This window comes from Psychrobacter sp. UBA3068 (assembly GCF_002366815.1).
In the GTDB taxonomy this organism is placed as follows: domain Bacteria; phylum Pseudomonadota; class Gammaproteobacteria; order Pseudomonadales; family Moraxellaceae; genus Psychrobacter; species Psychrobacter namhaensis.
The window spans coordinates 62,130-87,284 of sequence record NZ_DFBY01000041.1 but is presented as its reverse complement, the minus strand read 5'-3'; the positions used below and the strand labels follow the sequence as shown (position 1 = coordinate 87,284).

The following is a 25,155-nucleotide window of genomic DNA, read 5'->3' as shown; positions in this document are numbered from 1 at the left end:
ATGATTGAGTTACAACAAACGTGGATGCTACCAGCATTGATTGCGATCCCTTTTATTGCAGGGTTGCTATGCTGGTTGGTAGAGCGGTTCAATAAACGTCTGCCGCGCTGGATTGCCTTGATTGGTATGACGTTGACCTTTGCCTTGTCATTGGTACTCTGGCAATACGGTGATTTTAGCGGTATGAGTAAGCAGGTGATTGCACCGGACTCTGCTGTGCCTTGGGTGGCTGAATTTAGTGTGCCGTGGATACCGAGCTTTGGTATCAGCTTTCATTTGGCATTAGATGGTTTGTCGCTATTAATGGTAGCGTTGACCGGCCTGCTCGGTATTGCTGCGGTGGCTTGTTCGTGGAATGAGATTCAGCGCCGTGTTGGCTTTTTTCATCTCAATTTGCTGTGGAGTTTGGGCGGCGTCATCGGTGTTTTCTTAGCCATTGACCTGTTTTTATTCTTCTTCTTTTGGGAGATGATGCTGGTCCCTATCTACTTCTTGATCGCGATTTGGGGTCATGATGTCGTTGGTAAAACCAAAGAATATGCCGCAACCAAGTTCTTTATTTATACCCAAGCCTCTGGGTTAATCATGCTCATTGGTATATTGGTATTGGTCATTATCAGCTACGCACAAACGGGCGTGGTGAGCTTTAACTATAATGATTTGCTCGGTACGTCACTTGGCGGCTGGGAATATCCAATCATGCTGTGCTTCTTTATTGGCTTTGCGGTCAAGTTACCAATTATTCCTTTTCATGGTTGGTTGCCAGATGCGCACGCGCAAGCCCCAACCGCAGGTTCAGTAGATTTGGCGGGTGTGCTCATTAAGACCGCCGCTTATGGTTTGATTCGGTTTGTCTTGCCCTTGTTTCCAGTGGCGTCACAAGAGTTTGCACCGATTGCGATCACCTTAGGTACGATCGGTATATTTTACGGGGCGTGGCTCGCCTTTATGCAAACGGATATGAAGCGTCTGCTGGCGTACACCAGTATCTCCCACATGGGCTTTGTGGTATTGGCGATTTATGCCGGCACACTGCTTAGCTTACAAGGTCTGATGATTCAGATGCTCGCACATGGCTTAAGCTCGGCGGCACTATTTATCATGGCAGGTCAGTTGTATGAGCGTTTGCACACACGCGATTTGACTTTGATGGGCGGCATGTGGGGACAGTTCCGCTACTATGCGCCAATATTGATGTTCTTCTGCGCCGCCTTACTTGGGATACCGGGCACGGGTAACTTCATTGGCGAGTTTATGATTTTATTTGGCTCATTTACGCAGTATCCAGTGTTTGTCGTCTTGGCTACCTTTAGCTTGGTGCTGGCAGGGTTATACTCGCTTATTCTGATTCATCGCGCGCTATTTGGTAAAAACAATATCGAAGCGTTGGCCGTACAAGAAACCAAGTCTCATGGATTACCGGTACGTAAACTAAAAGATTTGGGCAAGCGTGAGCTGTCATTACTACTGATGCTTGCCGCTGGTTTGGTGTGGCTCGGACTGTACCCACAGCCGTTCCTTGATACCTCAAGTCATGCGATGCAGTGGATTAATAACGCATATATATACAGTCAAGTGACACAGGTAGATGCGTCGCAACTGCTTGATGCAATGGAGGCACGTTAAGTCATGTATAATATTACGATGAATGATTTGATGGGATTGTTGCCTTATGCACCGATTATAGCCGTCGTTATTACAGTGTTGGTGGTCATGATTGCCATCGCCATTAAACGCTCACATATGGTCACTGGCACGGTGACGGTCGTCGGTTTAAATATTGGTCTATTTATCTTAATTGGACAAATGGCTGGTATCATCGAGAGCGGAACGGTCTTACCAAGTGCTGAGCAGTTATTTGTGATTGATAATTTTGCTCAGTTTAACATGGTGGTTATTTTTGTCTGCGCCTTGGCCTGCTGTACGTTATCTTATGCGTATTTGGCAAACCTCAAAGACAACAAAGATGAGCTGTATCTGCTCATGTTACTATCGACGATTGGCGCGCTGCTTATGGTAAGCGCTCAGCACATGGCATCGTTCTTTATGAGTTTAGAGATGCTTTCAGTGCCACTATATGGCCTGCTATCCTATACTTATATGCGTAACCGCTCGCTTGAGTCAGGTCTAAAGTACTTAGTACTGTCTGCGACCGCATCGGCAACGTTGCTGATGGGCATGGCCTTTATTTATGCAGAAGTCGGATCGTTGGGCTTCAAGCCTATTAGTATGATGCTTAGCAATCTATTTGAGTCGCCACTCTTGATACTTGGCGCGGCGATGATGATGTTTGGTATTGCCTTTAAATTGTCGGCTGCGCCCTTTCACATGTGGACGCCTGATGTTTATGAAGGGGCACCTGCACCGATCGCCACATTTTTAGCCTCGGTTTCCAAGGTTGCGATGATGGCGCTGGCTGTTCGCTTCTTAATTGACACGGCTTTATTGGCATTGCCATCGGTACAGATGCTGCTTATGGTGATGGCGACCTTATCTATTTTGGTGGGTAATTTATTAGCCATACGGCAAACCAGTCTCAAACGTCTACTCGGTTACTCTTCGATCGCCCATATGGGTTACGTGCTGATCGTGATCGTGAGCATCGGGACGGCCGCGGATAGTATCTCGAGTATGTATATGGCAGTTTATGCCTTCACCTCTATCGGTGCCTTTGGCGTGGTGACATTGATGTCGAGTCCTTATCGCTTATCTGGAGAAGCGGATGAGCTGACTCATTATCAAGGGCTGTTTTGGCGTCGTCCGGTGCTGACCGCTGTCATGACTATTATGATGTTGTCATTGGCAGGTATTCCACTGACGGCAGGCTTTATCACCAAGCTGTTTGCAATATTGGCCGCTGTACAAGGCACCAATTGGTTCTTAGCGGCGATGATTATCTTGGGTAGTGCGATCGGTTTGTTCTACTACTTGCGTGTCATGCTCACGCTATTCAAACGTCCTAAGCAATTTATTGAGTTTGATGTGGCTGGGCAATGGGGCATCCGTACTGGCGGGATCATGGTGATTGCGGTCACAGCGATTATTGTCTTCTTCGGTATCTTGCCAAACAGTATGATTGAGCTGGCAAGTCTGGCTCGTATTTGGTAGGGGTATCCTATTTGATGATGTTGCTGTCAAAGACATGGTGTAAGTGGCTGTGTGCTGATGCTGCTACTTAGCCATTGTTACGGTTAGAAAACCAAGATGCGCCAGCTTTGTGATAAGCTTGGCGCATCTTTTTGTTTGTAACGTTTAAAAAATTTAGACAATAATTATTAATAATGTGTGAGTGAATGACTACTATGAGTGATAATATTCAAAAGGTAACAGTGCTCAGTAAAACCACCTGGACGCCCAATCTGTTTAGCTTTACGGTCAGCCGTCCAGATAGCTTTAAATTTACGGCAGGGCAATTTGTCCGTTTGGGTGTCAATCCTAGTCAGCTACAGTATTATAAGCAGCGGCAAGACGTCTCGGAAGCCACTGATGGGATGTTTGAGGCAGCCTTGAATGAAGACATCTTTCGAGCTTATTCGATTGTATCGTCACCCTTTGATGAGGTGCTAGAGTTTTTCTCTATCGTTATTCCTGATGGCGCCTTTACCTCGCAATTACAACACCTGCAAGTAGGGGATGAGCTGCTGCTTAATACTCTGCCGTTTGGGTTTTTGACGCTAGCACGTTATCAAAAACCACTGCCAAAAGACTTGTGGTTGCTGGCGACAGGGACGGGCCTAGCGCCATTTTTATCTATGTTACAAGACTTGAAAACATGGGAAGATTACGAGCATATCGTACTCGCTTATAGTGCACGCTCGACCGCAGAGCTAGCGTATATTAAGAAGATTGAGAGATTACAAGAAGACTTTGGCTCGCTGGCTGACAATCCAGCAAAGCTGATTTTTATTCCAATCGTGACCCGTGAGCCTGTGAAAGGCGCGTTGTCAGAACGTCTGCCAAAGCTATTATTGGATGGCACTCTGCAAGAGCGGGTAGGTATTGCTTTAGACGTTGATAGCACCCACGTCATGCTATGCGGTAATCCAGATATGGTGGAAGACACCAAAGAGGCGTTAAAGACGCTCGGCTTGGTCATGAATCGTCGCGGTGAAGGAAATATTGCGGTAGAAAACTACTGGTAACCGCATGGTGAATATAAGCCTACTGGCATAAAAAAGCGCTGACGCCCAGAGACTCCTGTCTTTAGCGTCAGCGCTTTTTTTAAAAGTGACAGTCTACCTGCTTTACACTTGGCTGGGTTCGGTAGCGTCATCTATCGGGTTGAGAGGGCCTTGCATCAGCTCAGGCTCATCATCATCGCTAATAATGTCTTCGTTGCTGCTTGCCGCCAATAAATCCCGATAATTGATTTGGGTTTTTAAAACCAATTGTTCTTCTTCAAGCTCGCCGTAGTTCACCTGCACCTTGTGTAAGGTACTGATGATTTTTTTGTTTTTCTTAAGCCAGCGATTAATATCAAGATAAATGACTTCATCTTTTGCACGGGCAATATTGATGTAAGACAGAATGAACCCTAAAGGGTCTTTTTTTAGGATGCTGTGATAAAACCAGATAAATAGCTTAATACCTTGGCGTTTAAGAAAAGACTCACAGCGTAGGTTTAGCACATCGGTATAAGTCTGCTGGCCAAACACAAAGCGCTGAACGTTACGGTCAAGCTGCACATGGACCAAACTAAAGTTACTGGCTACCTCAGCATAAATACCACCCGCATTAACCGTGCAGTATAAGCGAAACCAGTGATCGTGTATCTCAACGCGCAACTCTAAGATGGCTTTGACGTTGTCGGTCACAAACTTTTGCAGGGCATCATTGACGTATTTTTGAGCGACAGGGAGGGGGATTTCATCTTCAAGCTTATCGGTCGTTTTATTGTATAGCTGCTTGATCGACTGGGTGAGGCGATCCCAGCCACCGCTGAAAGACTCATCAAAACGGTCGCCAATATCCTCAAAGAACTCATCAAAACTGTCTGAATTATTCACGTTATCACTCATGTTATCAAAGCCACTCAAACTTATTATCCTTATCATTATAGGGGGCATCATTGACGAGATGCGGTACAGATCACCTATTAAAAACTATAAAATGGCGTCTATGCAAGTCACTAGCAGCGCTAAGATATAAATCTGCCCCTGTATTTGATTACAACTTATCAATAACATTGCACGTATATTTTAACGGATGCAAGCTAAAAAAACGTATTTGTTAACGCACTACCTAAAAAACGGTGTTTAAACTATTATCAATACGGTGTGAGTGGGTGGACGTGCCCCATTTACGGTTACGCTAGCAGCACAATTCTAAGTCATGTTATGATAGCACTCGCATACACTGCCAGCTCTACTACGATCGGACTTGGTGTTCGCTCGATCTATACTTAATGTCTGAGACCTATTGTGGCCTATATCAAAGACTCGCAAAGCTATCATTTTTCTGCACAAGCGCCTAAGCGTGACGTAAGCTTGCCTGTTGCTGTTTTTATTGCCGTTGCCGTCCATGCCCTCATTATCTTTGGTATCAGTTTTTCTACGGGCAAAGACCCCGCTGCAATGATGCAAGATGTCGCAAAAGTGCTCACAGATAACATGAAGCCAAATGAAGATGCACATTTTATTGCCAATGCCTCACAAGTAGGCGGCGGTACGATACATGAGACGTTAAGGCAAGAGACCGATCAGATCAGTCCACTGGCGGCTGAGCAAATGAGCGAGACACAAGATGTCATTAATTTACAGCGTCAAGTTCGCCAGCAGCGCTACCAAGAAAGCTATCTGCGAACCACCTTAAGCTGGCGACAAGCGGCGGTAGAGTCTGACAATGACAGCAAACAAGCACAAGATGATGTCATGGCCCAAGAAGAGCGCCTACGTAAACAGATCGCAACGCTCGAAGCCCAACTCTCGCAACGTCAGCAGGTCTATGCCACCAAATCAAAAGTGGTGACGATGGATAGCAATTCAACGACGCGCGGCGATGCAGCTGATTATATCAATACTTTTCGTGAGCATGTTGAGCGCGTTGGCAACCTGCACTATCCGGTACAAGCTCGGGCCCAAGGCATCACGGGCGAAGTACGCCTGATGGTCATTATTAGTAATAATGGTAACATTAAAGCCATTCGCTTGCTAGAAAGCTCAAACTCGACGATATTAGATGAAGCTGCTAAGCAGTCAGTACGGCAAGCGGCCCCTTTTGGCCAGTTTACTAAAGACATGAAAGACATTGTCGAGTTGCGCCTGATACGTACTTACCGTTATAGCGATAAAGTCGACGTGACGTATTAATGTCTGATGCCAATGGCTGAAACGATAGACACCAAAAGTTATTAATATGAATCTCTCAATACACTTATAGAATAAAGAGTCAGTATGGAATTTTTAGGTTTTACCGTAGACATCGCCACCCTAACTGCCAGTGCGGTCGTTTTAACAACCAAATTGGTGTTGGCCATATTAATATTCGTCGTTGGGCTTTGGCTGGCTAAAAAGGCGGTTGCTGTGGCCCATAAGGTGATGTTACGTGGCCGCTTAGATGATACCGTTGCTAGCTTTTTAGGTCGTCTTTTATATGGTGTGTTATTGGTTGTGGTCACCTTGGCCGCGTTGAGCAAAGTTGGCGTACAGACCACCTCTGTCGTTGCGATATTGGGCGGTGCTGCGGTTGCTATTGGTTTGTCACTAAAAGATCAGCTGTCTAACTTTGCTGCTGGCATTATGATTGTGACCTTTCGCCCATTTGTACGCGGTGATTACGTGCAGATCAGCAGCTATACTGGTACGGTGACAGAGATCACTTTGGTGAACACGCATCTGACGACGATAAACAATCACGACATCATCATCCCTAACAGCGATATTACGACCTCAGCTGTGGTCAATTATACAGCGCTACCTAATCGCCGCGTCGATATTACGGTTGGTATTGGTTATGACGCCAGTATCAAAACCGCCAAAGAAGTGATGCTGAGTTTGGCAAAAAATAATCCGCTGGCCTTTACCGACCCTGAGCCGATCGTGCGAGTGACCAATCTGGGCGATAATTCAGTGGACCTTACCTTAAACGTTTGGACAACCAACGCTGATTGGTGGACGATGCAGTGTGAGTTACTAGAGCAGTTTAAGTACGCGTTGGATGACGAGAAGATTGAGATCCCATTCCCGCAGCGCAGCGTCCATGTCAAAGGCTTGGATCATATGATTAACCAAATGGGTCAAGCCCAAAAACTGCCTTTGACCAAAGACTAGTTGCTTTAGATAAAATTATTAAAAGGACTGGCTGCGCTTGGCTTAAGTATTTGGAATATAGGGATTGGGTAAGTTCAGACTTGCCAAAATATCAATCTCAAAGCTTTCCATCTCATCTTGTTCGGCCTGTCCAAGCTCGTGATCAAAACCCAGTAGGTGCAGCATGCCATGTATTAACAGATGGCTAATGTGCTGCGCCACGGTTTTGTTTTGCTCTTTGGCTTCACGCACCATCACTTCATGACAGACAATAAGCTCACCGAGTGGTAACGTGGGCATCAGCTCAATGACGGCAATGGGAAGATCACTTGGGTAAGATAAGATGTTGGTCGCATAATCCTTACCGCGCGCTTCTAGATTTAATGCACGTCCTTCAGTACCATCAGTAACGTACAAATCTAGCGCTTTAGATTTTGCTTGCCACAGTTCAGGGTCGATATCCTCAAAATAGGGGAGTATCAGTCCGTTATTGACGCGCGCATTGACGTACTCTAAAGTTGCTCTCATGACGGGCAGTAAGTGCTCACGATGGTAAAAGGTATCAAGGATCTCATCGTCAATACTATTAGCAGCACTGATGTCGAGTGCCGCTAAGCTTGCGTTGTTGCTGATAATTGCAGCATCTGTCTCGTTGTGTGGGTCGTTATGTGTGTCATGATGCTCATCGTTAGACTGACTCATGCCATTATCCTTTTTATTGTTTTGTGGGGTTACGAAACAGTTATCTAAAATATAACCAATCTTAGTCATTTATAATCAAAATAAGTAATTTCCACATCCTAGATTAACACATGAAGTGCAATATCAAATGCGAGGTGAAAAAAAGACCTAGATGCGTTAGCATCAAAGTTTATATCCACCGACCAAAGTGAGATTGCAACCATGAACTATACACATCTAAGCCTAGGTGAACGATATCAGATTTATGCCCTAAAGGGGGCAAGACATAGCATTAAATTTATAGCTGATGCATTAGGTAGAAGTCCCAGCACCATATCAAGAGAGCTTAGGCGTAATAAAAGCCTGCGCGGTTACCGAGCCAATTATGCCGATAACAAGGCTAAAGGTCGTCGGGCAAGCAACGCTATAACGATCATCGTTGACGTTTGGGACTGGGTTGTAGACAAGCTTAAAGACGGCTGAAGTCCTGAACAAATAGCAGGGTTTCATGGTGGTATTAGCCATATGAGCATCTATCGCTATATCTGGAGTGACAAGAAACAAGGCGGCAGGTTATGGCAGTGTCTTAGACGCAAAGCCAAACCTTATCGCAAGCGACTAACTACTGAGACTCGGGGTCGTATCAATGATAGAGTCTCGATCCATGAGCGTTCCCAGATAGTAGAAGAGAAGGCACGTATCGGTGACTGGGAGGCGGATACTATTATTGGTCAACATCACAAACAAGCGGTGGTGACACTCGTTGAGCGCAGAACTGGGCTGCTTAAGATGAAGCGTGTGACTAAAAAGAGTGCTCAGCAGGTATCAGGGGCGATGATAGATCTCTTAACGCCTATCAGGCTACAGGTTAAGACCATTACGTCTGACAATGGCAAAGAGTTTGCAGATCACAAGGGTGTTAAGCAAAAAATCTATAGTGGGTTCTTCTTTGCTGATGCTTATGCGTCATGGCAACGAGGAACTAATGAGAATACCAATGGACTCATCAGGGAGTACTTGCCTAAAGGATGTGATTTTAGACAAGTCTGTGATGATGAGATACGAGCTATTGAGAACAAGCTAAACAACAGACCGAGAAAACGTTTAGGGTTTAGAACACCTAATCAAGTATTCTATAATATTATTTAGCGTTGCACTTGGTGTGTTAATCTAGGCATTAATAAAAAGAAGTTAAACAAGCATTATGATCCGTGGCCACATCATTGAACTCAAACCCAACAACGTACAAGCAAATCACTTTGCTCGTGCTTGCGGCGTGGCGCGGAAAGCCTATAACTGGGCTTTGTATGAGTGGCAACGGCAGTATGCGCTTGATAAGGCGTATCGTGATGCGTGTTTGGCGACTGGTATTGAGATGGATACCAAAAAGCTAAATAAGCCTTCACAGGCAAAGCTCAGACGCGAATTGAATGCCATTAAGCGTGAATTTTTCCCTTATATGTTAGAAGTGACCAAGTGCGCTCCGCAACTGGCTATCATGCAGCTGGGTGATGCTTACAAGAACTTCTTTAAAGGGCTTGCCAAATATCCAACAGCGCGTAAAAAAGGTCGTGACGATAGGTTTGGCTTATCCAACGATCAGTTTGCCATTAAAGCTAAGTCCATTCGTATCCCAAATCTAGGTTGGGTTCGTATGAAAGAGCCGCTACGTTTTGACGGTAAGATTATGTCAGCCACCATCTCCAAGCGGGGCGGTAAGTGGTTTGTCAGTGTGGCCGTTGAGATTGACGATACGATTAAAAAAGTGGTTAGAACTGGAAAAATCGTAGGTATAGACCTTGGTATTACTGATTTATTGGTTTTATCAGACGGCACTAAAATCAAAGCACCAAAGCCACTAAAAGCAAACCTTAAAAAACTAAGAACGCTAAACAAAGCGCTCAGTCGCAAGAAGAAAGGTAGTAAAAACAGAGAAAAAGCGAAAACCAAGCTCTCTCGTTTGCACTACAAGATCAGATGCATTAGGCAAGATTCTTTGCATAAAATAACCTCTGATTTGGTTAAAGCGTTCGATGTGATGGCAATTGAGGATTTAAACGTCAAAGGTATGGTCAAGAACCGCAGATTGTCACGGGCGATCAGTGATTTGGGTTTCTTTGAATTTAAGCGACAGCTTATCTACAAAGCCAATGAGCAAGGCAAGACGGTAAAGTCAGTTGGGCGCTTCTATCCCAGCTCCAAGACCTGTACAAACTGCAATCATATCCTTGGTAAAGATGAGCTGACGTTGAAGATGCGCGACTGGATCTGTCCTAGCTGTCAGACAAAACATGACCGCGACCTCAACGCCAGCATCAATATTTTAAATAACGCGACTGTCATCTTAACAGCCGCATAACCGCGTTTTATTGGACGGTGAGTTCCATCGCCAATTAAAAAAGTCTGTGGAGTCGTGGTCAGTCTAAGTCTCAAACGAGAAGTAGCGCGTGACAATGAAGCAGAAAGAAAACGTCAAACCTATCCAATAGTTAATATTGATTAGGTTTGAGTAAGATTTTTGGAACGGTTTTGTCTGATGGAATGCTGTGCTTGAATAGCACGAATGCCGCAAATATTTTGGGTATTTTACCAAGGCCACTATAACCAAGTTGCAGGTAGGCTGCCAGTAGCAAATCTCACTACCGCCAACCAACGCTTAACAAGAGAAAACCGGACTACTCACTGGTAATCCGGTTTTAGGTTTCTACAATTAGAGCACTGCGCCAGTGAGTTTATAATTTAGCGGCAGCATCCGTGATGGCTTGTTTGCGCTCTTGTTCTTTGAGGCGTTCAAATTTACGCTTCTCTTGTAGCGCCATTTGCTCATCATCGAACACATCATAAGCTTCGACGATTTTTTGTACCAACTGGTGACGTACCACATCTTTTGAGTCAAACTTGGTGATATGAATCTCTTCGATACCGCTTAGGATATCCATTGCCTGTGCCAAACCTGACTTATGACCACGGGGCAAATCGACCTGCGTGATGTCACCTGTGATGACCGCACGTGAGCCAAAACCCAAACGGGTCAAAAACATTTTCATCTGTTCTGGTGTGGTGTTTTGCGCTTCATCTAGAATGACAAATGAGTTGTTTAACGTACGACCACGCATGTAGGCCAGCGGCGCGACTTCGATAATCTGACGTTCAATCATTTTACCAACTTTTTCAAAGCCGAGCATCTCATACAGTGCGTCGTATAACGGACGTAAATAAGGATCAATTTTTTGCGTCAAGTCACCCGGTAAGAAGCCCAGTTTTTCCCCAGCTTCTACCGCTGGACGCACCAATAAAATCCGCTCAATCTCATTACGCTCAAGCATGTCGACCGCACAAGCGACTGCCAGATACGTCTTACCCGTACCAGCAGGACCAATACCAAATGACACATCAGAGCTGAGGACGTTTTTTACATAGCGTTGTTGGTTGCCACCGCGAGGGACGATGCGTCCTTTGCGAGTGCGTAAGCTAACGGGGGTAAACTCACTGGCGGCCTCTAAGTCGTCTTCCTCTTCTGCACCATCAGAGTTTTGCTCATCGGCGTCCCTATCTTCATCGCGCGAGATGCTCGATTGGATGATCAGATGCAACTCTTCTGCGCTGATGTCTTTGGTGTTTTGTGCTTCGTCTACCATCTTATAAATAATACGTTCACCGCGCTCAACACTCGTTACATCGCCACTAAGGCAGAAGTCGCCTTGGCGTTGAATGATTTTGATATCGAGGCGTTCTTGGATATATTTCATGTGATTGTTATATTCACCAAGCACGGTTTTGAGCTGTGCTGGGGTTAATGATTCAAACTTTATACGGCGGCTCATGGAATCAGTCAAGCGATTATCCTTGTGTTGTATGCCCGTGACTATTGATCAGTTTTGTTTGCTCAGTTCTGATTGCGTGACGGGCTGAAGAGATAAAATAGTCAGTTATGTGATATGGGTTTTAAATAATAAAGATAAAAATAACGGTAACATTCTTATTGATTTTGTGGAGGGGGATAAGCAAGCATCTAGCCTTTATTATGGTAGATGGTTTCTAAAATTCAAGCCATATATTAGATAGATGGCGCTGTTTTTGTATGGCAATTGCAACCGATATCGTCACTTTTATAGAGTAAGTGAATGCGCGTGCCATCACGTGTCATTGACTGTTTAGATGTGACGATCAGCGATAGAGCGCGGCTCCTGCCAATACATTAACGATATTGAGTTGCTTGGCTTTACCAGTGCGATCATGGCTTACTATAAGATCAAATAAGTGCTGTGTCTATCGTTAAGAGCAGGGCATGCTAGGCAATTTGTGGTAATCTATTGGGCATAAAACAGCGTTTTATTATTGAATTTAAAGTATAAGTAAAATGCTAAAATCAGAGGATAAAAATAAGTTCCACCAATGATTCATTGCTTATAAAGAGCGTGCCCAACCGATTATAATAGGAATAATAATGACGCAAAATACTGATTCAAATTTATTGAATGCGACAAACGGACAGGCAATCACTGAGCAACAGGTGCTTATCGCGGGTGGTGGTCATGTTGGCTTGTCCTTTGCCCTACTGCTAGCACATCATGGGATTGCCAGCACTTTACTGGAAAAAAACAGCTATCCAACCATCAGTCCAACCGATGACAGTACTCGCAGTCATTACTTGGACAGTCGCAATACCGCGCTATCGCGGCGTACCGTACAGATTTACCAAGAGATTGGACTGTGGGATGAGCTACAAAGCCATGCTTGCCGCATCGATGCGGTACAGATTAGTGAGCAAGGTAGCTTTGGCCGCGCGCAACTGAGTAAGGCCAAAGAAAAAGTAGAATCATTTGGACAGGTGATGGAAAACGCTTGGCTCGGACGCAAGCTGTTGTTAGCGGCTCAGCAGTCGCCACTGATTACTTTGATCGATCATGCCAATGTGACGGCAGTTACGCAGCAAACAGATGGAGTGACGCTCAGCTTTAGCTATTACGGCGAAGAAGAGCATGAGCAGCAACTGCAAGTCAGTGTCTTGGTTGCATGTGATGGGCGCGACTCTACGGTGCGTCAGCTGTTAGATATTGGTACGACGACTTATGATTATGAGCAAACGGCGATCGTTGGCGTGGTCGAGACGGATAAACCACATGAGCACGTGGCAATCGAGCGTTTTAGCCCAGCCGGTCCGCTTGCCGTGCTGCCATTGACGGATCCAGAGGGCGATGGCAATGATGAATACCAAAAAGGATACAGACGTTCGGTCGTGTGGATCTGTCCTAAAGGTGAGGAGACGCAGTATTTAGAGGACGATGCGCACTTCTTGGCGACCCTACAGCAGGGCTTTGGGCAACGTGCTGGTAAGTTTGTGGCTGCGGGTCGCCGCGGCGCTTATCCACTGACTCGCGTACTGGCAGACAAACAAGTGGGGGGGCGCTGTGTCATCATGGGCAATGCCGCTCATACCTTGCATCCTGTGGCAGGGCAAGGTTTTAACCTTTGTATGCGCGATGCCCACGTATTGGCGCAAATGCTGAGTGCGCAAGTGCTCAGAGGTGAAGATATTGGCGATAGGCAGTTATTAAAACGCTATGAGCAGGCGCGTCAAACCGATCAAAAACGGGTCATTCGCTTCTGTGATGCCGTGGTTCATGGCTTTACTCATCCGAACCCAGCAGTGAAGCTGGCACGAAACATGGCTTTGGTTGCCTTTGATAAACTGCCAAACATCAAGCCACTGGTAGCGAATTATGCGATGGGTTTGAAATCGTAATATCGTCAGTTGCAAATAAAATCGATACGTTAATAGCAGCGTGCTAATGGGATACACTTTTCTTGCTGCTTGCAAGCGTGACAGAGGCTGCGAAAAACTCCTCCCATTCAAACTGTATTGTTTTTAAATAGAATGGACTGTAGTTACAAAAAATACGCGGATGCCTCAAGTTAGCAGTCATAAATATGATGAGCAGATTATCGCTCTACAAAGGATGTTCCATGAAAAATAACCATACACTCATTATTGGCAGCGGTATTGTTGGTGCCACACTGGCTTTAAAGCTGGCGCAAGCAAAAATGCCAGTGACGTTGATTGACGCACGTCCTGCGCGTGATGAATCGGCTTGGCAAGCGGTATTGAGCAAACGTGACGCCCGTGTTTATGCGCTAAGCTTAGCCAGTATTCACTTACTAACAGAGGTCGGCGCGTGGCAAAAAATTGCCGCCTCCAAGCGCAAAGCGGACTACTCGCAAATGCAGGTATGGCAGCTCAATGGCATGGGTGAGTTGTTGTTTGGTGATAGTAATGATCAAAACCTTGACGCAAAACTGCTCGGTAGTATGGTGGAGCCAGCGGTCATTGAACACGCACTATGGCAACGTTTATACAGCGAGGATATCAGTGACTACCTAACCATTATCGCTGGGCAAAAAGTTGTCAATATGGATTGGTTGGGCGCGCAGCAAGGCTACCGCGTGACTTTAGACGATGGTGCAGCAATTGAAGCGGCGCTAGTGGTGGGCGCTGATGGCCGTGGATCCTTTGTGCGTCAGCAAGCTGGGATTGGACTCGATACCTTAGATTATCATCAAACCGCGATTTGCTGTGCGATCCAAACCCAAAAACCGCATCAAGCGACCGCCCGCCAAGCCATGCTACCGACGGGCACGCTAGCGTTATTACCGTTAGCCGATATTACAGATGCCGATAAGGCCAATCCACAATATTGGCAATCGATAGTATGGACACTGCCGCGCAATCAGGCATTGGCATTGATAGAGGAAGAGGATCGTTTTATCACGGACAAACTGGCTGCTGCTAGTCATTATGAGCTGGGTGCTATTCAGAAAATTGAATCCATCGCCAGTTTTCCTTTGACAGCGCAACAAGCGAAAAGCTATGTCGCGGATAATTTGGTATTAATCGGTGACGCGGCCCATGGCGTCCATCCGCTGGCGGGTCAAGGGTTAAATCTGGGCATGCTTGATGTGAAGGCGTTAAGTGAGCAACTAGCGCATGACTTTGCTCGTAGTGGCGGGAAGCTTTGGGGCAGTAATCAAACGCTGCGTGCTTATGAGCGTTTACGCCGTCCGCATAATAGCCTGATGATGCACAGCTTTTCGGCGCTTAACTGGCTGTTTGCAGGGTCGCTTGCTCAAACGCGTCCCGTGCAGCAAATACGCAGTGAAGGGATGTATCGCGTTGGCAAAATAAAGCCACTGATGCGCTTGTTTGCTAAGCAGGCGAGTGGGGTTTAGAGGGTTACCCCAACGCCGAAAATAGTACCATGAGTACGGGTGAGACAATATTAATTAGGAAACCAAAACTAATCGCTAATGGCACGACTTTTAGACCGCCTGATTGCTGAATAATAGGCAAAGTAAAGTCTAAACTGGTCGCGCCGCCAAGCCCGACCGCCGCTGATGGATATTTGCGCATAAAGACAGGAATAAACAGTAATGCAAAAAACTCACGTACTAAGTCATTAAATAACGCCACACTGCCCCAAACGGCTCCATAAGCATCGGTCATAACAATCGCGGATAGTGAGTACCAACCAAATCCCGAAGCCAGCGCCAAGCCCTTGGTCCACGATACCTCCGTAAACAACAGCGCAAAAATAAGCCCGCCCACCAATACCGACAGCGTAAAGATGACACTCATCTCGACACCGCGCTTGTTCAGTAGCACTTCTTTTAGGGTAATGCCTGAGCCTTTTAATCCAATACCGACCAGCAAAATTAATATCATCAGCATAACGGTCATGGTGTTTTCAGGGGGCATGTAATTTTCAGGTAAGAAGTAGCCGATTACCATACCAATCGCCACGCATACTACTTGCGCGAGGCTACCGCGGATACTGACGCGGTGCTCTTTTGATTTTACGCTGGGTTTTTTGGCATGCCATGGACGCAAACGATCAAAGAGCATGAGTGCAAACAACCCCGTGCCTACGGTCAATATTGATAGTACGGTGACATAGAGCGTGATTTCGCCCAGCTGATTGCCAAGCCCTTCAACGTGCGATAGCTCAATACCGATCAGTCCTAAGATGATAAACACCAAATAAGACAAGCCTTTATCCGCAACCTTCGTCATGGTGGGATTAGACGGGATGGCAAAGCCAATAAACATGGGCATTAATACCAAAACAAGAGTAATTAGGCTTTGCATATCGGCAGGCTCATCAGTTTTTAACAAGCCGACGATTGTATCATATTAGGCCGTAGATACTGGTGTGAGTAGATGAAAATCCCCTTGTTTTTGCAAGTTTATAAGGCGCTCATGGCTGTTTGTAGTCGCTTAGTTGGTTGAGTCTTGTCTTGATTGACCGCCTCAAGTGTGTGATTTTCATAAGGCCTGCAAGGCCGACTGATCGATAAAGGAGTAATGACACTTACTTTAGGCTGACAAGCCATATCAGGATAATCTTGTCTATAATGGCCGCCGCGACTCTCAATGCGCTGATAAGCAGACTGAATAATCAAGGTTGCTAATTGCAACTGTCTTGCTAATTGTAAGTGGGCAAGTCTATCAGCGGCAGTAGCACTATTTGGGTCACAGGCATGGAACTGACTGAACGTAGGGTTTTTAGGCCACTGCTGCCATTTTTGTATTTGTATCAGCGCTTGTTCTAATGACTCAGCATGACGCGTAATTCCCATGTTAGTGGTCATCAGTTGCTTTAATGCGGTGGTTATTTTGGTCACATCAGTGTCAGAATGGCTACTGTCATCAGCCGCGTTATAAACAGACGAGTCAAATATCAATGAGGTAGAAGTTGGCAAAATAACAGGTTGTGTGTTTTTAAGGATTGGCGGCATCCAAATCGAAAAAGTTTTTTTGGCTGCCTTGTCCTCATATAGAGCGGTATTTGACGCTGTAAATTCTCTTAAATAACGCGGCAAATCAGCGGCGATGTTACGGCCAACGACCACGCACTCTAGTAAAGAGTTGCTTGCCAAGCGATTGGCGCCATGCAGTCCAGTGTAAGCAACTTCACCAGCGGCATATAGCCCTGCCACATCGGTAAAACCATGGGCAGATGTGACCACGCCGCCGCAGCTATAGTGCGCGGTGGGTGCAACCGGAATCGGCTCTGTCGTCATATCAATACCAAGCGCTAGCAACGTTTGGTCAATCTGCGGGAAATGCGCTTGTAAAAATGTCGCGGGCAAGTGACTGACGTCAAGATGGACATAACCAAGACCGTTTGTGTGAATTTGCTCAGCGATGGCACGGGCGACGATATCTCGCGGGGCCAGTTCGGCTCGAGCGTCGATATCTAGCATAAAGCGCGCCCCTGTCTGCGGACAATACAGACGGCCGCCTTCACCTCGCAGTGCTTCAGATATCAAAAAGCTGCTGTCGGCAAGCGCTAAGCCTGTCGGATGAAACTGGATAAACTCGAGATTTGCTAAGCGGCAGCCTGCTCGCCACGCCATCATTACCCCATCTCCGACACAGACATTGGGGGCGCTGGCGCGTTTAAACAATTGCCCTAAGCCGCCACTGGCCAGTACGACGGCGCGACTATAAAAGATACGCTGACGCTGATTGATATGATCAAAAACGAGCGCGCCTTGGCAATACTTAGCATCGTCATCTAGAGAGCCACTCACATTAAATGGCGATGTGAGTAAGTCCAGCGCTTCATGATAGGGCAGGATGGTGATATTGTCCGCCGCGTATGCTTTGACGAATAATGTATCCATAATATGCTGACCAGTGGCATCATCGGCATGTGCCACTCGGCGGCATCCATGACCCCCTTCTTTGGTTAAATGTAAGTCACTAATGTGCAATCCATTTAAAGACTTGTGTGAATTATCCTGCTGAGGAATCTGCGTAAAAGGCACGCCTTGATCGCACAGCCATTGAATCGCTTGTTGTCCAGCGCTTAAAATGCTGGTTGTGTGATCAGCCTCACACAACCCAGCACCAGCGACTAGCGTATCCGCAATATGGTCAGTGACAGAGTCATTTTTGTCTAAGCTTGCGGCGATACCGCCTTGCGCATAGTGGCTTGAGCAGACATCCAGTGCGGCTTTGCTTAATACCGTGACTTTTAACGACTGTGGCAAAGATAAGGCGGTGCTTAAACCGGCAAGCCCAGCCCCGATGATGAGGACGTCTGTTTGTCTGCTATCGTAATCGTTCGTTGTATCAACTGTAAACGCCTCGCTCATCTTAGGCGGCTCCCACATTGGCAAACAGCTCGCGGTCTTTAACGATGTCCCCACTAGCGGCCACTCGCTGTTTTTGTGACTCGGCAAAATCGAGCATGCGTTGTAATGGTTTTTTGGCTGCTGCGGCTAGCTCAGGTGTCATCGATACTTCGCCGCTATGAGTGGTCAGACACTTCTCAATACCTTGTAAGCCATTCATCGCCATCCAAGGACAAAACGCACAGCTTTTGCAACTGGCGCTCTCACCAGCCGTCGGCGCGGCCAAAAAGCGTTTGGTTGGGGAGCGCTTTTGCATCTCGTGTAAGATGCCCAAGTCGGTGGCGACGATAAAGGTATCGGCGTCCATCTCATAAGTTGCTTGCAATAGCTTACTGGTCGAGCCAACCACATCTGCAAGCTCAACGACACTATCAGGCGACTCAGGGTGTACCAGCACTTTTGCGTTTGGATGCTCATTTTTTAATTGCATCAGCTCAGTGGCTTTAAACTCGTTATGCACCAAGCATGAGCCTTGCCAAAGCAGCATATCTGCGCCAGTTTCACGAGCGATATATTTCCCTAAATGCCGGTCAGGTCCCCAAATAATAGGCTCGCCTTGCGCATGTAAGTGACGAATGATATCGATACCAACGGATGAGGTTACTACCCAATCAGCCCGTGCTTTGACAGCAGCGCTGGTATTGGCATAGACAACGACCGTGCGCTCTGGATGAGCGTCACAGAATGCGGAAAACTCGTCAGCAGGGCAGCCCAAATCAAGCGAACACTCCGCCTCCAAATCTGGCATCAGCACGGTTTTCTCCATACTTAATATCTTGGCCGACTCTCCCATAAAGCGCACACCAGCGACCACTAACGTCTGCGCGCTATGCGCTTGACCAAAGCGTGCCATCTCAAGCGAATCACCAACGCAGCCGCCCGTTGCTAACGCCAAATCTTGAATAAAAGGATCGACATAATAATGAGCGACCAGTACGGCGTTATTATCCTTTAATAACTGTTTGATGTTTTCTTCAACCGCCAGGCGCTCGGTACGTGGCAAATCGGTTGGTATCTTGGCTTTAGCGTAGTCGATATTCATTTGAGTGGCAATGCGACTGTCCGTGCTCATGACGGGCGCGTCATACGGATAAGTTTTCATAAGGGCAACCTTTGGGGCAATAACGACAAACTACATGCCGCTAAAATGAATCAATTAAACATAGCTCAGAGTAAACTGTTTTAATTATGCTCATTTTGAGCATAAAAACAAGTGTTTTTTTATCGCCTCTCTGACAGTGGTTACTGATTTATACAAAATCGCCCTTCGTCATTGTTTTCCTTTTATCGTATCCAGCCGCTTATATTTACAAGGGCAAGCTATGATAATTAACGATTCACGCTATACTAAGTCAGGTGCTAACTATTTATTTCATTGTTTTTAGCTGTATTATTTTTAGTGGCATTGTTTTCTTCTTACATTTTTAAAGTTAAAGGATAATTCCTAAAGTCATGACGTTGTCTTATTCACACGCACATCAGCAAGGTAGTGGCACGACAGAAGTGGTCGCGGTATTGGTTGCCATTACAGAACACAAGGCTCGGGTTTTAACGGTCGATCAAGGCAAATTACTGCCCAACGGCCCACTTATGCCGTTGCATCGCTCGCTGCAAGCTGGCGTGCGGCAATGGGTTGAGGAGCAAACGCAGCAGCCACTGGGTTATTTAGAGCAGCTATATACCTTTGTCGATACCAATAGGCGCAATATCGATGGTCACGCACTGGTCTATGTCAGCTATTTAGGGTTGGTGCAAGAGACGCAGACGCAGCAACTACAAAGCCAAGCGTTATGGCGAGATTGGTACGACTACTTCCCTTGGGAGAATCACTTAGATGGTATACCAGATATCATCATGGGTTTTATTGTGCCTGCGTTGTTGGCTTGGGCAAATACGGCAGAAGAGGAAGTCGTCCAGCAGCGACGGCGACAGCGTATCGGCCTATGCTGGGGGGTAAGTGAGTCATCTTTGGTGAATAGAGACCCCCAAAATATAAATACTGACAATGAGGTAATGAGCGATACAGCGTATGGCAGTGGGGAGTGGGTGGCCGAGCATGTGTTACTGCGCTATGAGATGCTTTATGAGGCAGGACTCATACCTGAAGCACCGACTTATCCACCCAATTATCAAACTGGTGTTTCACCTACGGATTGGTCACAGCTGATGGGCGTACCCATGTATTATGATCATCGCCGCGTGATTGCTACGGCTATCTCACGGCTACGCGCTAAAATTGAGTACCGTCCGCTCATCTTTGGTTTGATGCCAGATGTGTTTACCTTATCGCAGTTACAGCAAAGCGTGGAAGCCTTGTCGGGCGTACGTTTGCACAAGCAGAATTTCCGCCGCCTGCTCGAATCACAAAACCTCGTGACGGAAACAGGACAGAGTAGTAGCGCTCAGCGTGGTCGTCCTGCCAAGCTTTACCGCTTTCGTCATGATATTGAACTGCAAAGCTTACTAATGGACAGCAAACTGCCTAAGCGCAAATAGTCCGACGATACGGTTATAGACAACTCTAAATAAACAAGCAAGAAAAATTCATACCGCTCTAGTTGTCTCTCTTTTATAGAGACCTAACTGTATCTTAGGGCTGATAAATATGTATTGGCCTCATAAAGTAGTGGACGGCACTTGCGAGGCTCATCACTTTACGCTATATTTATGCTCATTTTGAGTTTAATTAAATAAAATTTATGTAAATAATGGGCTGATATAAGGGTAAAAGATGACAGTTAAAAAAGAGCCAGCACTGGATGAGGTATTGCTTAGACCGTTGGTTGAAGCTGCATTAACTGAAGATTTAGGCAGACGCGGCGATGTTACCTCACAAGCGACCATTCCCGCTGACATGCAAGCGCAGTTGCAGATTAAGGCGCGGCAAGCAGGTGTTATATGTGGTATGGATTTAGCGCGTTTATCTTTTGCTTTGGTTGATGCACAAATTGAATTTATGGCGCAAGTCCACGATGGTCAAAACGTTGCAGCGGGTGCCGTACTGGCCACCGTTCGCGGTAATGCCCGCCATTTATTGACAGCAGAGCGTACGGCACTCAACTTTATGACGCATCTTAGTGGCATTGCGACAGATACGAGACAGATCGTCGACAGCATCGCCGCATTTCCAGCACAAATTACCTGTACGCGGAAAACCATTCCAGGCCTACGTATCGTACAAAAATACGCGGTACGCTGCGGCGGCGGTCGCAATCATCGCTTGGGTTTGGATGATGCGATTTTAATCAAAGACAATCATATCGCCATCGCCGGTGATATAAAAACCGCCATTCAGCAAGCGCAAGACTTTGCTGGTCACTTAATTCCCGTTGAAGTGGAAGTTGATACGTTAGAACAACTAGAGCAGGCGCTAGACGCTGGCGTGAGCTTGGTATTACTGGATAATATGACACCCGAGGTGTTGTCGAAGGCGGTCGCAATGTGTCAAGGTCGCGCTAAGACGGAAGCATCAGGTGGTATCACTCCTGCAACGGTACAAGCGGTTGCACAGACAGGCGTTGATTTTATTGCGATGGGATATTTGACCCACAGTAGCACGGCGTTAGATATTGGTTTGGATTTTAGCGCGTAGGATGTGAAGCGTTGAATTACGCTCTAATGGGTAGGATTTCTACTACGAAATTTACTATTAATTTTGTGAGTGAACCACTTGTCAGAAACTTCTATTGGCGCTGAGTTATTGGTAAGAATGTATATAGGTGCAATTCGGCAAAGTTAATGATTTTATTAGCTTATCTGCCTATGCTACAATGCCATTTTTAACCGCCTGTTGGGTCATCGTTGCACTCGCACGATGACCTTATCTTTTTGCATAAGTGGTATTAATAGACAAGCGAGCGCTCAGTGAACACTGAAATTATCAAAATAATCTTAGCCTTTATGGTGTTGATTAATCCATTTAGCGCCTTAACGCTATTTTTGGATTTGACCCGTGGTTATTCAATGAATAACCGCCGCAAAGTTGCGCGCGTTGCTTGTTTGACAATTTTTATTACCATTAGCTTTTTTACCGTGGCCGGTGAGACGCTGCTAAAAACCCTCGGTATTTCCATCGGCTCGTTTCAGTTAGCGGGTGGTATCTTGGTGTTTTTGATTGCTCTTAACATGATGAATGGCGAGGGTAATCCTGTTAAGCCTGATCAAGAAAATTTTGATGTTGATCACGTACAAGACTCGCCACCAACGATGGCAGCGGCAGTGGTTCCACTTGCTATTCCGATGATGATTGGCCCAGGTGGTATCTCAACGGTTATTATTTACTCTTCACAAGTCTCTGGTATTTTGCAGGTATCGGCCATATTGATTGCTGGGTTATTTATCAGCTTTTTTTGTTATTTGGCATTGATGGCAGCAGGTCGTATCAGTCGTTTACTGGGTGATACTGGGCTGAATATTATGAGCCGAATCATGGGTATGCTACTTGCGGCCGTCTCTATTGAAATTATCGTGAATGGCTTGCGCACCCTATTTCCGGATTTGGTGTAAGGGTTTTTTTGATTTATTTTATTCACAACTTACTGTGATATTCTCAATTCTAATTTTCATAATTCTTTAGGCTGTATAAGCAGATACAGTCTATCATCGATTGTTAAACACCATAAATATTCAAAACACCCCTCAAATATTATCAAACAAGATAATGCTTCTTTCCTACATGCCATGCGGTTACAAAACTCGCACCCCCTCTTTAGAAGGTAGTTATGACTGAGTTAACTCTCATTAGTTATCAATCCTCTCGCCCAAAAATGTGATTTGTGAAACTATGTTATAGTATAGTGACATTCATATTACAGGAGTTGGTTTTGAGTAACAAAAGAATTGCTATTTTAGGGGCAGGTCCAAGTGGTTTAGCACAATTACGCGCTTTTGAAGCGGCTCGTTTGGCTGGCGCAAAAAACTTACCTGAGATAGTTTGCTACGAAAAACAAAACGCTATCGGTGGTATGTGGAACTACAGCTGGCGGACGGGTTTAGATAGAAACGGTGAACCCGTTCACGGTAGTATGTATCGTTATTTGTGGTCAAATGGTCCTAAAGAGTGCTTAGAGTTTGCTGATTACTCTTTTGATGAGCATTTTGGTGATCCTATTCCTTCGTATCCTCCGCGTGAAGTCTTAAAAGACTACATCATGGGTCGTATCGATAAACAAGATATTCAAAAGTACATTCGTTTTGAGTGCCCCGTACGCTGGGTCGCTTTCGATGATGAGACGCAAAAGTTCACCGTCACGGTGATGAATCATAAAACCAATGAGCAAGAAGTGGAAGAATTTGATTATGTCGTGGTAGCGACGGGTCATTTTTCAACGCCAAACATGCCATATTTTGAAGGCTTAGAAGCTTTCCCAGGCCGTATTCTCCACGCGCACGACTTCCGTGATGCTTTAGAGTTTAAAGACGAAGATATCCTACTCGTCGGTAGTAGTTATTCTGCTGAAGATATTGGCACCCAATGCTACAAGTATGGCACCAAGTCGGTGACCATCAGCTATCGCTCGCAGCCTCTTGGCTATGAGTGGCCAGAAGGCATCAAAGAAGTGCCGCTGGTAACGCATTTTGAAGGCGATGTGGCGCATTTTGCCGACGGTACAAGCCAAAGCTTTGATGCTATCATTATGTGTACTGGCTACTTATTCCACTTCCCATTCATGCCTGATGAGCTACGTTTGCAAACACACAACTGTTTGTATCCAGCCAACCTGTATAAAGGTGTTTTTTGGCAGCCAAATCCAAAACTGATTTATTTGGGAATGCAGGATCAGTACTTCACCTTTAATATGTTTGATGCGCAAGCGTGGTTTGCGCGTGATGTCATGATGGGTGATATTGAGCTACCTGGTTTAGCGACCCGCGAAGCTGACGAGCAAAAATGGCTGGCGACTTATGCTAAGTGTGTCACCGTTGGTGATTCGATTGACTTTCAAGCCGCTTATATTCGTGACTTGACCGATGCAACCGATTACCCAGAGTTTGCGGTAGAAAAGCAAGGCGATATTTTAAAGCAGTGGCAAAAAGATAAAACTGAAAACATCATGACCTTTAGAGAAAAGGCCTATCGTTCTACGCTTACAGGTACGCTAGCGCCTGAGCTACCAGAGCCTTGGCTCGATGTGCTGGATGATTCGCTTGAGCACTTTTTAAACTTGGCATTTGTACAACCAAAAAAGCGCAAAAAAGCCTCATAAATAGTCGCCAGTTAGCAGTCACGAAAAACCAAACACTTAACGGTGTTTGGTTTTTTTATTTTTCTAAGCAGTGTTATTGGTTAGCTAGCAGTTTTTAGGATGGCTGATGCTATCAACTCTGGTACAAATGCCAAGCCAAATATAGCATCAGTACACCTACTAACGCGTTGAGTATATTCCACGCTTTTGGCTTGGCAAACAGTGGCCTGAGCAGACGCGCACCGTATCCCAAAGCAAAAAAGAAAAAAAACGAGGCGCTAATCGCGCCAACTGCAAAAGTCAGTTTACTGATTGCGCCTGTTGAAACCATGCCGACGAGTACCAATGTATCTAAGTAGACATGAGGGTTTAACCACGTAAAGCCAAAGCACAGTAGTAGGGCTTTTTTTAAGCTGGTGACAACTTGACCTTCGACAGTGAGCGCGTGTGACACGCTTACACTTGCGTACAGACTTTGCAATCCGTAGCCTAGCAAAAACACAACACCAGCGAACTTTGCGATGTCCACAACTTGCGGATAGCGTGCCGTTACTACGCCAAAACCGCCGACGCCAGCTGTGATCAAAAATGCGTCACTCACGGCGCAAAACAAGCACACAAAAAATATGTGCTCGCGCTTGAGCCCTTGTTTGAGCACAAAAGCGTTTTGTGAGCCAATCGCGATGATAAGCGACAGCCCAAGTAAGAATCCAGACAGATAATCGGACGCATTCATAATTAGGTGGTTGGCGTTTTGAAGGGTAGAGGAGTTGACATTTTGCTTACTGGCACAGTCGTAAAAAGCTGTTAAGATACGCTATTGAACGAATGTGTGCAATACAAGC

19 protein-coding genes and 1 pseudogene are annotated in these 25,155 nt (G+C 45.9%); 13 read left to right on the top strand and 7 right to left on the bottom strand.

Annotated features, from left to right (window positions below; all coding sequences use genetic code 11):
- From nuoM to B2P60_RS09690, 3 genes are all read left to right on the top strand, one after another.
- Complete coding sequence (gene nuoM, locus B2P60_RS09700) at window positions 1–1,626, top strand: NADH-quinone oxidoreductase subunit M (protein ID WP_193005626.1); 1,626 nt, start codon at window positions 1–3, stop codon at window positions 1,624–1,626.
- Window positions 1,627–1,629: 3 nt separating this feature from the next.
- Window positions 1,630–3,108, top strand: a complete 1,479-nt coding sequence (gene nuoN, locus B2P60_RS09695; protein WP_193005627.1) for an NADH-quinone oxidoreductase subunit NuoN — start codon at window positions 1,630–1,632, stop codon at window positions 3,106–3,108.
- A gap of 194 nt (window positions 3,109–3,302) precedes the next feature.
- Window positions 3,303–4,142: a ferredoxin--NADP reductase gene (locus B2P60_RS09690; RefSeq protein WP_286741065.1), complete on the top strand. Its 840-nt coding sequence runs from the start codon at window positions 3,303–3,305 to the stop codon at window positions 4,140–4,142.
- 102 nt (window positions 4,143–4,244) lie between these two features.
- Here the strand turns inward: B2P60_RS09690 and B2P60_RS09685 are convergent, their stop codons facing one another.
- Window positions 4,245–5,054, bottom strand: coding sequence for a hypothetical protein (locus B2P60_RS09685; RefSeq protein ID WP_286741064.1), 810 nt, complete (start codon window positions 5,052–5,054; stop codon window positions 4,245–4,247).
- A 366-nt stretch (window positions 5,055–5,420) separates the two neighbouring features.
- Here B2P60_RS09685 and B2P60_RS09680 point away from each other — a divergent pair, with 366 nt between their 5' ends.
- Window positions 5,421–6,308: an energy transducer TonB gene (locus tag B2P60_RS09680; RefSeq protein ID WP_193005630.1), complete on the top strand. Its 888-nt coding sequence runs from the start codon at window positions 5,421–5,423 to the stop codon at window positions 6,306–6,308.
- An 84-nt stretch (window positions 6,309–6,392) separates the two neighbouring features.
- The gene (locus B2P60_RS09675) at window positions 6,393–7,268 is read left to right on the top strand and encodes a mechanosensitive ion channel family protein (protein ID WP_286741063.1); all 876 of its coding nucleotides are present in this window, start codon (window positions 6,393–6,395) and stop codon (window positions 7,266–7,268) included.
- Window positions 7,269–7,310: 42 nt separating this feature from the next.
- On the opposite strand, the gene ybeY is transcribed toward B2P60_RS09675, so the two are convergent.
- On the bottom strand, window positions 7,311–7,949 hold the full coding sequence (gene ybeY / locus B2P60_RS09670; RefSeq protein WP_286741061.1) for an rRNA maturation RNase YbeY: 639 nt from the start codon (window positions 7,947–7,949) through the stop codon (window positions 7,311–7,313).
- 201 nt (window positions 7,950–8,150) lie between these two features.
- Between ybeY and B2P60_RS09655 the strand changes: the two are divergent.
- Window positions 8,151–9,077, top strand: a pseudogene (locus B2P60_RS09655) (IS30 family transposase).
- Between the two features lie 55 nt (window positions 9,078–9,132).
- Complete coding sequence (locus tag B2P60_RS09650) at window positions 9,133–10,287, top strand: RNA-guided endonuclease InsQ/TnpB family protein (protein WP_286741060.1); 1,155 nt, start codon at window positions 9,133–9,135, stop codon at window positions 10,285–10,287.
- 373 nt (window positions 10,288–10,660) lie between these two features.
- Here the strand turns inward: B2P60_RS09650 and B2P60_RS09645 are convergent, their stop codons facing one another.
- Window positions 10,661–11,752 (bottom strand): PhoH family protein, encoded by a 1,092-nt coding sequence (locus B2P60_RS09645; RefSeq protein WP_230710651.1) that lies wholly within the window; start codon window positions 11,750–11,752, stop codon window positions 10,661–10,663.
- Window positions 11,753–12,375: 623 nt separating this feature from the next.
- On the opposite strand from B2P60_RS09645, the gene B2P60_RS09640 reads away from it, so the two are divergent.
- Window positions 12,376–13,674: an FAD-dependent monooxygenase gene (locus tag B2P60_RS09640; RefSeq protein WP_286741059.1), complete on the top strand. Its 1,299-nt coding sequence runs from the start codon at window positions 12,376–12,378 to the stop codon at window positions 13,672–13,674.
- Between the two features lie 221 nt (window positions 13,675–13,895).
- Window positions 13,896–15,155 carry an FAD-dependent monooxygenase gene (locus B2P60_RS09635; protein WP_286741057.1) on the top strand — a complete coding sequence of 420 codons (1,260 nt, stop codon included), beginning with the start codon at window positions 13,896–13,898 and terminating at the stop codon, window positions 15,153–15,155.
- A gap of 4 nt (window positions 15,156–15,159) precedes the next feature.
- Here B2P60_RS09635 and B2P60_RS09630 read toward each other — a convergent pair whose 3' ends face one another.
- The 3 genes from B2P60_RS09630 to nadA form a co-directional block, all read right to left on the bottom strand.
- A complete protein-coding gene (locus B2P60_RS09630; RefSeq protein WP_286741056.1) occupies window positions 15,160–16,071 on the bottom strand; it encodes a lysine exporter LysO family protein in 912 nt (303 codons plus the stop codon).
- A 98-nt stretch (window positions 16,072–16,169) separates the two neighbouring features.
- A complete protein-coding gene (gene nadB, locus B2P60_RS09625) occupies window positions 16,170–18,086 on the bottom strand; it encodes an L-aspartate oxidase (RefSeq protein WP_286741053.1) in 1,917 nt (638 codons plus the stop codon).
- Window position 18,087: 1 nt separating this feature from the next.
- A complete protein-coding gene (nadA, locus tag B2P60_RS09620) occupies window positions 18,088–19,227 on the bottom strand; it encodes a quinolinate synthase NadA (RefSeq protein ID WP_286741052.1) in 1,140 nt (379 codons plus the stop codon).
- 350 nt (window positions 19,228–19,577) lie between these two features.
- Between nadA and B2P60_RS09615 the strand changes: the two genes are divergently transcribed.
- The 4 genes from B2P60_RS09615 to B2P60_RS09600 all read left to right on the top strand — a co-directional run bounded on the left by B2P60_RS09615 (window position 19,578) and on the right by B2P60_RS09600 (window position 24,331).
- On the top strand, window positions 19,578–20,621 hold the full coding sequence (locus B2P60_RS09615) for an NUDIX hydrolase (RefSeq protein WP_286741051.1): 1,044 nt from the start codon (window positions 19,578–19,580) through the stop codon (window positions 20,619–20,621).
- A 235-nt stretch (window positions 20,622–20,856) separates the two neighbouring features.
- Window positions 20,857–21,717 (top strand): carboxylating nicotinate-nucleotide diphosphorylase, encoded by an 861-nt coding sequence (nadC, locus tag B2P60_RS09610; RefSeq protein WP_286741050.1) that lies wholly within the window; start codon window positions 20,857–20,859, stop codon window positions 21,715–21,717.
- Window positions 21,718–21,989: 272 nt separating this feature from the next.
- Complete coding sequence (locus B2P60_RS09605; RefSeq protein WP_198334982.1) at window positions 21,990–22,631, top strand: MarC family protein; 642 nt, start codon at window positions 21,990–21,992, stop codon at window positions 22,629–22,631.
- Window positions 22,632–22,948: 317 nt separating this feature from the next.
- On the top strand, window positions 22,949–24,331 hold the full coding sequence (locus B2P60_RS09600; protein ID WP_286741048.1) for an NAD(P)-binding domain-containing protein: 1,383 nt from the start codon (window positions 22,949–22,951) through the stop codon (window positions 24,329–24,331).
- Between the two features lie 112 nt (window positions 24,332–24,443).
- Here the strand turns inward: B2P60_RS09600 and B2P60_RS09595 are convergent, their stop codons facing one another.
- Window positions 24,444–25,046, bottom strand: a complete 603-nt coding sequence (locus B2P60_RS09595) for a LysE/ArgO family amino acid transporter (protein WP_286741045.1) — start codon at window positions 25,044–25,046, stop codon at window positions 24,444–24,446.
- Window positions 25,047–25,155 lie beyond the last annotated feature (109 nt).